At 59.6% G+C, this 12,233-nt stretch carries 13 protein-coding genes; 5 read left to right on the forward strand and 8 right to left on the reverse strand.

The window, feature by feature from the left end; genetic code table 11:
* Positions 1 to 78: 78 nt before the first annotated feature.
* Both QMP16_RS14475 and mutY read right to left on the reverse strand, forming a co-directional pair.
* A complete protein-coding gene (locus tag QMP16_RS14475; protein WP_282152955.1) occupies positions 79 to 1,215 on the reverse strand; it encodes an alkane 1-monooxygenase in 1,137 nt (378 codons plus the stop codon).
* A gap of 59 nt (positions 1,216 to 1,274) precedes the next feature.
* Positions 1,275 to 2,330 (reverse strand): A/G-specific adenine glycosylase, encoded by a 1,056-nt coding sequence (gene mutY, locus QMP16_RS14480; protein WP_282152956.1) that lies wholly within the window; start codon positions 2,328 to 2,330, stop codon positions 1,275 to 1,277.
* An 81-nt stretch (positions 2,331 to 2,411) separates the two neighbouring features.
* Between mutY and QMP16_RS14485 the strand changes: the two genes are divergently transcribed.
* Positions 2,412 to 2,918, forward strand: coding sequence for a DUF721 domain-containing protein (locus QMP16_RS14485; protein WP_108861099.1), 507 nt, complete (start codon positions 2,412 to 2,414; stop codon positions 2,916 to 2,918).
* Positions 2,919 to 2,932: 14 nt separating this feature from the next.
* Entirely contained in the window at positions 2,933 to 3,595 is a 663-nt protein-coding gene (locus QMP16_RS14490; protein ID WP_108861100.1) for a DsbA family protein, read from the forward strand.
* 38 nt (positions 3,596 to 3,633) lie between these two features.
* On the opposite strand, the gene lpxK is transcribed toward QMP16_RS14490, so the two are convergent.
* The 5 genes from lpxK to QMP16_RS14515 all read right to left on the reverse strand — a co-directional run bounded on the left by lpxK (position 3,634) and on the right by QMP16_RS14515 (position 9,683).
* Positions 3,634 to 4,632, reverse strand: a complete 999-nt coding sequence (lpxK, locus tag QMP16_RS14495; RefSeq protein WP_282152957.1) for a tetraacyldisaccharide 4'-kinase — start codon at positions 4,630 to 4,632, stop codon at positions 3,634 to 3,636.
* On the reverse strand, positions 4,619 to 5,854 hold the full coding sequence (locus QMP16_RS14500) for a 3-deoxy-D-manno-octulosonic acid transferase (RefSeq protein WP_282152958.1): 1,236 nt from the start codon (positions 5,852 to 5,854) through the stop codon (positions 4,619 to 4,621). The genes lpxK and QMP16_RS14500 overlap by 14 nt, the downstream gene beginning before the upstream one ends.
* The gene (locus QMP16_RS14505; RefSeq protein ID WP_282152959.1) at positions 5,851 to 6,651 is read right to left on the reverse strand and encodes a 3'(2'),5'-bisphosphate nucleotidase CysQ; all 801 of its coding nucleotides are present in this window, start codon (positions 6,649 to 6,651) and stop codon (positions 5,851 to 5,853) included. The genes QMP16_RS14500 and QMP16_RS14505 overlap by 4 nt, the downstream gene beginning before the upstream one ends.
* Positions 6,638 to 7,984, reverse strand: a complete 1,347-nt coding sequence (locus tag QMP16_RS14510) for a TldD/PmbA family protein (protein WP_282152960.1) — start codon at positions 7,982 to 7,984, stop codon at positions 6,638 to 6,640. The genes QMP16_RS14505 and QMP16_RS14510 overlap by 14 nt, the downstream gene beginning before the upstream one ends.
* Before the next feature lie 175 nt (positions 7,985 to 8,159).
* Entirely contained in the window at positions 8,160 to 9,683 is a 1,524-nt protein-coding gene (locus QMP16_RS14515) for a DUF2125 domain-containing protein (protein ID WP_282152961.1), read from the reverse strand.
* Between the two features lie 132 nt (positions 9,684 to 9,815).
* Here QMP16_RS14515 and QMP16_RS14520 point away from each other — a divergent pair, with 132 nt between their 5' ends.
* Genes QMP16_RS14520 through QMP16_RS14530 form a run of 3 tightly spaced genes read left to right on the forward strand, consistent with a single transcriptional unit; the run spans position 9,816 to position 11,904 of the window.
* Positions 9,816 to 10,565: an SDR family oxidoreductase gene (locus QMP16_RS14520; RefSeq protein ID WP_282153046.1), complete on the forward strand. Its 750-nt coding sequence runs from the start codon at positions 9,816 to 9,818 to the stop codon at positions 10,563 to 10,565.
* Complete coding sequence (locus tag QMP16_RS14525) at positions 10,562 to 11,170, forward strand: enoyl-CoA hydratase/isomerase family protein (protein ID WP_282152962.1); 609 nt, start codon at positions 10,562 to 10,564, stop codon at positions 11,168 to 11,170. Before QMP16_RS14520 ends, QMP16_RS14525 begins: the two co-directional genes overlap by 4 nt.
* Positions 11,167 to 11,904, forward strand: a complete 738-nt coding sequence (locus tag QMP16_RS14530; RefSeq protein WP_282152963.1) for a VOC family protein — start codon at positions 11,167 to 11,169, stop codon at positions 11,902 to 11,904. The genes QMP16_RS14525 and QMP16_RS14530 overlap by 4 nt, the downstream gene beginning before the upstream one ends.
* Here QMP16_RS14530 and QMP16_RS14535 read toward each other — a convergent pair whose 3' ends face one another.
* Positions 11,905 to 12,201, reverse strand: coding sequence for an HNH endonuclease (locus QMP16_RS14535; protein ID WP_282152964.1), 297 nt, complete (start codon positions 12,199 to 12,201; stop codon positions 11,905 to 11,907).
* Positions 12,202 to 12,233: the final 32 nt, after the last annotated feature.

The raw sequence follows: 12,233 nt of genomic DNA on the forward strand, positions 1-12,233 counted from the left end.
CAGCTCCCGCCGATCTGACACGCATCAGAGATGCGCGTCATTCTGTTGGGCCGGGCAGCGCGCGGGCGCGCGCTGCGGTCACGAACGCGGCAACGGGTTGAGAGATCTGTTGTACGGTTTCCAATCGGTGACTTCGGGATAATATTGACGCCGCCAGGCCCGAACGCGGGGGTTCATGACGCGCCGCCAAAGCGGTGGGACCATCGCAGCGATGGTCATAACCGGATAGCCATAGGGCAGTTGCGGAGCCGCATCTTCCGAATGATGCTGCAGCAGCGGAAAGCGTCGGTTGGGTTTGTAGTGATGGTCCGAGTGACGCTGCAGGTTGATCAGCAGCCAGTTCGATGCTTTTTGCGAGGCGTTCCACGAATGGCGCGGCTGGACATGCTCGTACTTGCCATCGCCAAGGTGTTTGCGGGTCAGGCCGTAATGTTCGACGTAGTTCACCAGTTCCAGCTGCCATATGGCGACGCCCGCCTGCACCAGGAACAGGGCAACGCCCTGCCATCCCCCGACCACGAAAGCCAACGCCAGCATACCTGCCTGAAACGCCCAATAGCGCCAGAACGGGTTCGCCAGGTCGGTCCACGGACGTTGCTTGCGCGCCAGCTTGTCCCGTTCTGCGTGAAAGGCGGACGCAAGGCACTGCCACAGAACGCGTGGATAGAAGCGGTGAAACCCTTCATTGTACCGCGCAGTGACCGGATCGCGTGGTGTTCCGACGTAGCGGTGGTGGACCAGCAGGTGTTCGGACCGGAAATGAGAATACAGCACCATGGCCAGTAGAATATCACCCAGCCAACGTTCTGACTGCCCTTTCTGGTGCATCAGTTCATGGCTGTAGTTAATCCCGATGGTGCCCGAGATCACACCCATCCCGAAGAACAACCCAATCTTGCTAAGAACAGACAGGTGATCGGTATGAGTGGCGTACCAGAGCAACCCAAACAGCGTAAGAAACTGAACCGGGGCCCATGACTTGGTCAGCAGAATGTACCATTTGAGACCGCCGTCCGGCGTGGCCGGATCGGCATTTTCAAGGTTCAGCCCCGTTAACCGATCCAGAACTGCAAACGCCCACCAAGTCGAAAGAGGCACAAGCAAGACCCACCAGCCTCCGGCAACGGCGGTAAGCCAGATGACGGGGATCAGCAGGAAGGACACCCAGAAGGGCAATATCGCTTGCCAGCGTGACAAACTGTTTGATGCGATCATCGCTTCGCTCCGAGAAACTGTGGGCAGACTAGCCCCACCCGGCAATGCCACACAATGGGTTACGTCGAGCGCCAGAGATCATACGCTTTGCGCATAACAGTAGGTAGATCACTGGGGCGGAAAGCGTGTTTTTCCATGACAATCAGATCGTCATGCGACCAGCCGACCGGCAGCATGGTCGTCCAGATGCGCAGGATCAGGTGGAAGTGGGTAAATGTATGGCGTACCTCACCCGGCAGCACCTGCCATTCGCACGGAAAGGGCGGTGCCTCGGCCGGGCCGTCTGACCATTCTGACCCCGGCCAGCCCAGCATACCACCCAGCAGCCCCTTGTCGGGACGACGTTCCATCAGAAAGGCTCCGTTGTCGCCTTGGGCTATATAGACATGGCCGTATCGCGTGGGTTTGGGGTTTTTTGGAGTCTTGCGGGGCAAATCGGATTGCGTTCCAGCGGCGCGAGCGGCGCAGGGGGCTTGCACCGGGCAGATACCGCAGGCCGGAGATTTTGGTGTACAGATTGTTGCCCCTAGGTCCATGACCGCCTGCGCATAGTCTCCCGGTCGCGTGGCAGGCGTAAGTGCAGCCGCATGCTTTTTCAGTTGCGGTTTTGAACCGGGCAAAGGGTCGTGAATGTCGAAAAGTCGGGCCATAACCCGTTCCACGTTGCCGTCCAACACGGTTTCGGGTCGGTCGAAGGCGATGGCGGAAATTGCAGCGGCGGTGTAGGGACCTATTCCCGGCAAATTGAGGAGCGCGTCGTAGGTATCGGGGAACGTTCCACCATGTTGTTCGGCAACGACCCGGGCGCATTTCAGAAGGTTCCGCGCACGCGCGTAATAGCCAAGCCCTGCCCATTCCCCCATGACATGATCATCCGGGGCGGCGGCCAGTGCCTGAACTGTCGGCCAACGGGTTGTGAACCGCACGAAATAGTCGCGCACAGCCGCAACGGTGGTCTGCTGCAGCATGACCTCGGACAACCATATGCGGTAGGGGTCGGGCATCACACCCGCAGCCCGATCGGCGGGGGCTACGCGCCAAGGCATCTCGCGGGCATGGCGGTCGTACCAATCCAGCAGCGCACTGCTCACGTCAAATTCACCGGAGTCACGCAAGTTTTATCTATCTCCCTGTCGGGTTTCGCTGGCGCCTGTTGTCCTGCCCTTTACAATAGCGGCGCAGGAGTTGGAAACCAGATGCAGCGCAGACGTTCTTCGACCCGCGGGTTCAAACGCACCGCGACATTGCTGAACGACCAGATCAGGCGCGCCGGTGAAAGCCGGGGCTTTGCCGTATCACGCCTGCTGACCCATTGGTCCGAGATCGTTGGACAGGATATGGCCGCTATCGCGCGACCGGTAAAAGTGGGTTACGGGAAGGGTGGTATTGGTGCCACGCTAACGGTTCTGACCACCGGACCGCAGGCCCCGATGCTGGAGATGCAGAAGGAACAATTGCGTGGCAAGGTGAACGCGGTTTATGGCTATAATGCCATCAGCCGGGTGCGCATCACCCAGACCGCTCCGACAGGATTTGCCGAGGGGCAGGCCAGTTTCGACCACAAGCCGAAACAAGCGAAACCCAAGATCGAACCAGAAATAGAAGCCGAGGCAGACCGCGCTGCGCAGGAAGTTCACGATGGTGATCTGCGCGCAGCCCTTGAACGTCTGGGCCGTAACGTTTTATCCAAGCAAAAACGCTGAGAAAGGGCTGAGAAATGAGCCGTATTGCAACCGGAATTTGTGCGGCCGTCGCCGTGGCCGCTGGCGGTTATTGGCTGTCGCTGTCAAATTCCAACCCCGCCTATCCGCTGATTAGCAGCGCCGAGGCGCAAGAGGCCGATCTGGACACCTCGACCATCGTCGAGATGACTCTGGGCGCCGAAGACGCACCAGTCGAGATCATCGAATATGCGTCCTATACCTGCCCGCATTGTGCGAATTTCCACTCGGGAGCGTACAAGCAGCTCAAGAAGGATTTCATCGACACAGGTAAGGTGAAGTTCATCTATCGCGAGGTCTACTTTGACCGCTATGGCCTGTGGGCGTCGATGGTTGCACGCTGCGGCGGGCCCGAAAAGTTCTTTGGCATCTCCGACCTGATCTACGAAGGTCAGTCTGAGTGGACCAAAGCCGGTGGTCCTGCTGAAATCGTGGACGAGCTGCGCAAAATCGGGCGTCTGGCGGGTATCGACAATGATCAGCTTGAAGCCTGCCTGCAGGACGGCACCCGCGCGCAGACGCTGGTGGCCTGGTATCAGGAAAACGCAGAACGCGACGGTATTCAGGCGACCCCGTCCTTCATCGTGAATGGCAAGCCGGTCGAGAATCAGTCCTATGACGGCTTCAAAAAGCTGATCGAAGACGAACTGGGCAGCTAATTGCTTTTACGACCGGCTCAATCCGGGCCGGTCGTCCTTCAGGGCGACGGGGCGATCTGCAAAAGCATCTGCCTGATCTTGTCCGCCTCATCGACCTTCAGACGAACCGGAAGCGTGATGACCTTGCTGCGAAACGCAGCGGGCAGGCGAACGGCGTCTTTTTCCGTGGTGACCATTTGCGCGCGCAACAAGCGGGCTTCGTTTTCAAGACGGGTCATCAGGGCGGGTGTCAGCGGCTGGTGGTCATCCAGCGCTTCGGCCCGCAGCAAGGTCGCGCCTTGCTGGCGCAAAGTGGCAAAGAACTTCTCGGGGTGTCCGATGCCTGCAAAGGCAAGAACAGGCGTATCGCTCCAATCCATGCCGGTTTGCAGCGGCTCAACCGCGCCGGTCGCATGTGGGACGGACAGTTTTTTCCCCCAGCGTTCGGCAAACTCGATTTGGGCATCAGCTTCGCCAAGGGACAGCACCAGATCAGCGCGCCGTAATCCGACTTCCACCGGTTCCCTCAGCGGGCCAGCCGGTAAGCACTGTCCATTGCCGAACCCGCGTGCCGCGTTCACCACAATGACCGAGAAATCCTTCGCCACCGAGGGGTTTTGAAACCCGTCGTCAAGCACGATGACTGTGGCACCCGCCGCGGCGGCTGCTTTTGCGCCAGCGGCGCGGTCTTTGGCGACCCAGACATCGGCAAAAGCCGCCAGCAACAGGGGCTCATCCCCGACCTGCGCCGCGGTATGCTTGCCGGGGTCCACGCGCACCGGCCCTTCGAGCGAGCCGCCATGGCCGCGCGTGACCACATGTGTCTCATGCCAGGCATCGCGCAATTGCTCGATCATCCAGATCACAGTCGGGGTCTTGCCGGTGCCACCCGCGTTCAGGTTGCCAATGCAAATGACAGGAACACCCGGGTTAATGCCGGGTTCCGAGGCGACCCGACGCGCCGTAGCGCCAGCATAGAGCCGCCCAAGCGGTGCCAGTAGCCGTGCGCGCAGGTCGAGCCGATCTGGCGCGGTATTCCAGAAATCAGGTGCTCGCATCGTCTGCACTCCGCTGGTCCAGGTAGTCCTGAATCATGTCGATTAGGTGATCCGCTTGCGGCGCACCCTCGGTAACGATCTGCCACCCGGCCAGCGCCATATTGGCGGCCTGATCCGGTGCCAACAGTTCCACCACTGCATCGCCCAGTTCGGTGGCGGACCTGACCGTGCGCGCGGCCCCGGCCCGGTCAAGCTGATCGTAAAGCTGTTGTTGGCTGTGCACAAACGAGCCGTGGATCACAGCTGATCCCAGCGCCGTGGCGATCAGCGGATCCGCGCCCCCGGCGCCGCGTTCCAGAGAGCTGCCCATGAAGGTCACGGGCGATACCCGCTGCCAAAGGCCCAGATCCTCGGGCACGGCGGAGAGGATCACCTGAGTCATATCCTCGATCGTCCCGCTTTCATCCCAGTTGGTACAGCGCAGATCCATCGCTTCAAGCCGCCGATGCAGCGGTCCGGCTTCGGTAACATCGGCCACTTGCAATACCAACGCCAAACGCGGCAGCATGCGCATTGCCTGTCTATGGGCGCTGAGGACCGAGATGAATTCTTTGTCCTGGACCCACGCCGCTAACCAGACCGGTCGGCCAGACAGCGCATGGTTCACCTCGATCAGCTCGTCCTCGGGCCATGGGCGCGGATTTGGGCTGATATGAAGGGGCGGTGCCTCTTGCACCTTGTTCGAAGCGACGCCTAGCCGCCGAATTTGACGGGCAATTTCCGGTGTCGTGCACAGGATCGTCTGAAAACAGTCAATCGTGTATCTTGTGATATCGGGCAACCAACGGCCGCCCCGTGCGATTTTTACGTCCGCCTGTGCTTCGATCAACATCAAGGGAATCCCGCGTTCCTCGGCGCGCGTGATCACGTTGGGCATCAGGCCGCCCCCGACCCATATTCCGATATCCGGCTGCCAATGGTCCAGAAACGCGCGCGCGGCCCCGGTTTGTTCGGCGGGCAGGTTGACCAAAGGGTATCCGCTGCTGGCCCATCTTGTCAGATCTGCATCAGGTGGCGCGGTCAGAACCACCGACAGATTGGGGCGCGTCTGCTGCAACCGCTGGCAAAAATCAACAATAGCGCGGTGACGTTCCCACGCATTTATGTGCAACCACAGAACCTCGCCCTCGGGGCGCGCAATATCGCCGTTGCTGGCGGTATTCTGCATACCCCACGACAGCACGCGATAGGCGGCAAGGCTTAACGAGCGTGACTTGCTCATGGTTCGATTCCAGGGCTTTCCGGTTCGAGTTGTTCCGACAGTAGCCCATAAACACCTGAACCCGCAGCGATTACACCGTTCAGACGCGGAATTGCATTGTTGAATCGCAGAGGCAGCCCCGCGCGGTCCGAACACCGGCCGAGGGCTTCGCGTATAATCAAATCACCTGCGGCGATGTCCCATTCCCAACTGGGTCTGAGGGTCATCATCCCGTCAAATCGACCCTGTGCAACAAGGGCCATGCGATAAGCCAGCGACGGCCTGTAGTTCCGCTTGAACTCGGGCACCTGCCCCTGACGCCAGTGTTGCGGCTGCATGTTGGGTTTCGCGGCCAGAACCTGGGCGCTTTCCAACACACCGAGTTCGCTGACCCGGATATTTTCGGTGTTGAGCGTAGCACCCTGACCTTTTGCTGCGGCATATAGCAGGTTTCGCAGTGGCAGGTAGATTACAGCGGCCGTCACCTCGCCCTGTTCGGCGATGGCCAATGAATGGGCCCATGTCCGCGAGCCTTCGGCAAAGCTGCGGGTGCCGTCGATGGGATCAATGACGAAAACACGGTCTTTCGACAGCCTGTCAGCTGAATCCTCGGTCTCTTCGCTAAGCCAGCCATATCCCGGACGCGCTGCGGGCAGCATTTGCTCAAGCATCGCGTTCACGGCCAGATCAGCTTCGGTCACCGGGCCGGCGTCGTCGGGTTTATCCCAGCGTTGCGCCGTGGTCCCCGAAAACCGAGTGGCGATCTTTCCGGCCTCTAATGCGGCGTCAATCAGCAGTTGCAGGTCAGGTGCCGGCAAGTGTCATTCCTTCGATCAGGATCGATGGCACCACGCGGGATAAATACGTGCGTGCGTCATTTGCCGGAATAATCCGTTTCAGCATGTCACGCAGATTGCCAGCGATCGTGCATTCGTTGACGGGGTGAGTGATTTCCCCGTTTTCGACCCAAAAGCCTGATGCCCCACGTGAGTAGTCGCCGGTATTGGGGTTGATCGTCGATCCGATCATCGAGGTCACCAGCAGGCCGGTTCCCATGTCACGCAGCAGATCGTCCCGGCTGTGCGTGCCCTGGGTCAGGCTCAGGTTCCAGTTGCTGGGCGACGGGGGGCCAGACACGCCACGCGCCGCATTCCCGGTCGAGGTCATGCCCAGCTTCCGCGCGCTGGCCAAATCCAGTGTCCAACCAGTCAGCACTCCGTTTTCAACAACGGCCCTTCGCTGTGTTGGCAATCCTTCGGCGTCAAAGGGTCGAGAGCCTGAAATACGTGGGCGGTGCGGGTCTTCGATCAGTGACAGGTGTTCAGGCAGGACCTGCTCTCCCAGACTGTCCTTCAACCATGACGCACCACGGGCAATGGCGGCACCGTTGCTGGCGGCCAACAGATGACCGATCAGCGAAGACGAAATCCGCTCGTCAAACAGGACAGGGAATGTGCCTGTCGCGGGTTTTTGTGCCCCAATCAGCGCAACGGCGCGTTCACCTGCCGAGCGGCCAATCTCATCAGGGCTGCGCAGGTCACTTTGGAACGTGCGGCTGTCGCCGTCATAGTCGCGTTCCATCCCTGTGCCTTCGCCCGAGATGGCAACGCAAGAGGTCGAGCGGCTGCTCCGGGAATACCCGCCGGAAAAGCCATTTGTGGCAGCCAGATGCACGCGGTGGGTGCCATAGGCAGCCGCAGCGTCCGATACCTGGGACACACCCTGAATTGCCAAAGCGGCAGCTTCGGCAGCCAGCGCATCCTGCAAAAGCGCATCTGCCGACGGTTCCGGTGTCGGGTCGAATTGTTCCAGCGCCGCGATATCCCAGTCTTTTGCAAGTTGGTCGGGCGTGGCCAACCCTGTAAAAGGATCTTCCGGAGCTTCGCTCGCCATGGCCACTGCACGTTGCGCCATCGCCGTCAGCGTTTCGGGGCGGCTGTCCGAACTTGAGACGATCGCCTGCCGCTTGCCCAGAAACACACGCAGTCCCAGGTCGGTGCCTTCGGACCGTTCCGCGTGCTCCAGCGCGCCACTGCGGACTTCAACCGATACCGATGAGCCATCCAGAACGATGGCATCCGCCGCTTCGGCCCCGGCTTTGCGGGCCGCGTCCAGCAGGTTATGGCTGATTTCTTCGGGTGTGCGGGTCATGAGGCCTCCGGTCTGTGTGCATTCGACCTAGCCTTGGACCGCCGGTCTCGCAAGGCCTGCGGCTATTTTAGGTTGAGCAAACTATTGAAATGGAATTCGGCACGATCCGCCCGGTGCCGGAGTTCGCACCACGGGCGAAGGATTGGGAAGGCAGCGGTGCTGCCTTCCCGAAGTGTTACTTGATACGTTGGCCGTTCGCCAAGATCTGACCATCCGCAGTGAATTCGATTTCCGAATTCAGCGTGTCGGGCTCGTCACCCGGTACGGCCATCAGACCCATCATCATCCGCGCGCCCATTGCATCGTTGTCCGACACCAGCCCCATCTCGATCAGCTTGTCGATCAGGGCATTGGCACCATTCAGTTTAAGCTTGGCAACGCCGGTCGGCGTGGGCATTCCGTCGAACTCTGAGACGTTGGAGTTGTCGAAGGTGAAATCGCCTTCACCGGCCAGCTTGGCTCCGACCAGAGACACCAGCAGTTCGTTGATCTTCAGCGAGTGCAACTCGCCCGGTGCTGCGTCAGATGTATCCAGGTTTTCGACTGCGGTAGGATCAAAGATGTTCAACAGAACCTTGGCGGTTCCGGTGGCGTCCAGCGCAATCGTCGCCGGATCGCGCGGCAGGGCGCCTGCTGGATCGAACATGCTCCACAGGATATCCGACATGGTGAAGTCGGTCAGGTTCATCGCGAATCCAAACGGTTGGATTTCCTCGGATTTCTGCACCGGGATTTCAAACTTGAATCCGGCATTCTCCATCGCGATTTCGATCGGGAAGGGCAGGTCGGCCGTGGTCACTGCAACTTTCGCGCTATTCTGCTCGATGTCATAGGCAAGACGCTCGGCGTCGATGCTGGCGCCAAATTTGCCACCCTGAGACTCGCTTCCGACCGAGAATGCCTCGCCTTCGCTGGTGCCTGCAATCGCGTTCTGGCCGGATCCGTAGGTGAACAGCCCTGAGAACGAGAAGCCCGCCTTATAAAAGGCCTGCGGGTCCGAGATGTCGAATTCAGACGGGATAACGTTTGTGCCCTCAAACGCCAGCTGGCTCATCGAGCCGTCAATCTTGGCGGTATCGCCGCTGTCCGGGTCCTGAAATGCCATATCATAGGTCATCCCGCCCGCAGTGAACTTCTGATCAATGTCACGGTTTTCACCGATTTTCATGACCGAGCTGCCAGCCAGATCTGTCATGTTCAGGCTGAGCGCCAGCGCATCAGCGGGCATCTTTTCGCCGTCAACATTCAGACCATCCAGCTTGATGCCTATCGTGTCGGCCGAATAGTCGTAAGTCATTTCGTCGGGCGAGCCTGAAACGACCAGGTTCATCTCGCTCTGCGAATAATCGACATTGACCGAGAACTTTTCGCCGTCCCCCTCTCCGGAAATCGTCATCGGAAAATTCTCGGGGAAACCAATACTGACCGTACCGTCGCCATTTTCCGTCAGGGTCATTTCTGGAACGACCATCTGAAAAGTTGCCTCTTCTTCCGGTAAGTCCATGGACATGGCCATGTTGGCAATCGTCGTGACATTTCCTGCAACGGTCTGGTCGCCCGAAACGGTGTACCCCATCTGACCCAGATAGGTTTTCCAGTCATTCCAGACATCCTGTGAGGTCAGGTCGGCAAGTGCACCTTGTGTGATAACGGCATAAGCCAAAATAGCACCGCAACTGCGGCGAAGGAAAACGGACATTACAGTACCCTTCTAGATAATTTTGCCGGCATCGTCGTGTTTGTGACGTCGGGCGTCAAGGGGCAAGGACTGGACCCTTTACCCTTTCGCGCGGTAAGCATTCACACAATTTCAAACCGATGGAGGTAGAGGATCCAAATGCAGGGAAAAACCGTACTGATAACCGGGGCCAGCCGCGGCATCGGAGCAGAGGCAGGGCGCGTTTTTGCCGCAGCGGGCGCGAACGTGGCGCTGGTCGCGCGCAGCCGCGATCGGATCGCCGCATTGGCATCTGCGCTGGGCGAAAACGCTATCGCACTGGAATGTGACGTCAGTGATTTTGCGCAGGTCGAACAGGCGGTGGCAGATTGCGTCGACCGTTTTGGCGGTTTGGATGTCCTGATCGGGAATGCCGGTGTCATTGATCCGATCTTCCATCTTTCGAACGCGGATGTTGGGGCTTGGGACAAGGCGATCGATATCAACCTCAAAGGTGTTTTCTACGGAATGCGCGCGGCTTTGCCCATTATGCGGGCGGCGGGCGGCGGCACCGTGTTGACCGTATCATCCGGCGCGGCCTCGAACCCGATCGAAGCCTGGAGCCATTACTGCGCGTCCAAGGCCGGAGCGAAGATGCTGACGGAATGCCTGCATCTTGAGGAATCGATACACGGCATCCGCGCCATGGGTCTGTCACCGGGCACCGTGGCGACCGACATGCAGCGGGTCATCAAGACCAGCGGCATCAACGCTGTCAGCCAGTTGGATTGGAGCGATCATATCCCGGCCGATTGGCCAGCGAAGGCGCTGCTGTGGATGTGCACGTCCGATGCGGAAGAATTTTTGGGAACCGAAATCTCCTTGCGGCGTGAAGATATTCGACAAAGGGTTGGGCTGACGTGATCGAACTGAACAAAGAAGACGGGTTGTGGATCGTCACTCTGAACAACCCCGACAAAGCTAACGCGTTGACCGGGGCGATGTTGACCGAATTGGCCGAGATTGCCGAAGCCGCTACCGAGGCGCGCGCGTTTATCCTGACCGGAGCGGGCAGCGTGTTCAGCGCCGGCGCCGATCTGGATGAGGCGCGCGCCGGGCTTGCAACCTCGGACGTATGGGAGCGTTTGTCGGGTGCGATCGCTGCCCTGCCATGCCTGACCGTTGCCGCTTTGAATGGCACTTTGGCCGGCGGCGCGAACGGGATGGTGCTCGCCTGTGACATTCGAATTGCGGTCCCGTCCGCCAAGTTTTTTTATCCTGTGATGAAGCTGGGCTTTCTGCCGCAACCGTCCGATCCTGTGCGCATGTCGGCGCTGATAGGGCCGTCACGCACCAAGTTGGTCCTGATGGCCGGGCAAAAGATCACCGCGGATGAGGCTTATACCTTTGGTCTGGTGGACCGGGTGGTGGCACCGGATGCGCTGATGCAGACAGCGCGTGAACTGGTCGCTGATAGCACCGCCGCCGACCCCAAGATCGCTGCCGGTATTGCCGGGCTGTGCGGATGAGGCTGTCTGGCCTGCGACTACGCGTCGCCGATCCTGAACAACTGGCCAAATTCTATACGGATGTCCTTGGGATGTCGGTTCAGGCCCAGGGGGTGAGCCTGCGCATCGGCTATCCGGGGCAGGACGCCGATTTGCTGCTGATGCCTGGCGGCGGCGGATACACCCATGACACAGGACAACGCTATTGGAAGATCGGCATCACCGTTCCGGATGTCGATCTGGCGGCCGCTTTCCTGCGCGAAAAGGGAATTGAGGTTTCGGACCCGAAGCAGTTTCTGGACATCGGGTATATGTGCCATCTCAAAGACCCCGAAGGGTTCGTGATCGAGCTGCTTCAGCATGATTTCGAAGGCAACCGGCCGCTAAACGCAGCAGATCCGAGCGATCCGTTTGCGCAGGCTTGTATCGGCCAGATCACCCTGCGAACCGGAAATATAGCAGCAGAGGATGCATTTTGCCGCGCCAACGGTATGCGTTTGCTTTCGGTGCAAGACATTGATCAATACGGCTTTGATCTGCATTTTTACGCGTTTACGGACGATGTTCCGCCACACGCTGACTTGTGGGCAGTGGAAAATCGCGAATGGCTGTGGAAACGCCCCTACACAACGTTGGAGTTCCAACACGTCAAAGGCGTCAGGTTTGCCAATGTACCCGATTATCGCGGGTTGGAGTTTCAGGGGCTTGCCGCGCCGACGCGGGACGCGTTTGGCGACCCGGTTAATCCCGGCTGATCAACGCCCGCGCCGCTTGCCCGGAACTTTCGAGCGAAAGCCGGGCGGGCGTTTGCGAACCCAATTCAGGAATTTCTCCAGCCTCGGATGGGCGCGCAGAGCCTCGACGCTGTTAAATTCACGGGCCAATTCCGCCTCGGTCAGGGTCGCATGCACCTCTTTATGGCAGATCTGGTGCAGCAGGACAGTGGGTCCGCCCTTGCCCCCTTTGAGTTTTGGGATCAGATGGTGCAGGCTGCCGGCCCCATCCGGGATCGGGCGGTTGCAGAGCGGGCAGATCGGATCGCTGTTCGTCATGGCGAGGGTAAGGTTGCGTCAGGTGGCGCGGA

It is taken from the genome of Ruegeria atlantica (assembly GCF_947495585.1).
Lineage (GTDB): Bacteria > Pseudomonadota > Alphaproteobacteria > Rhodobacterales > Rhodobacteraceae > Ruegeria > Ruegeria atlantica_G.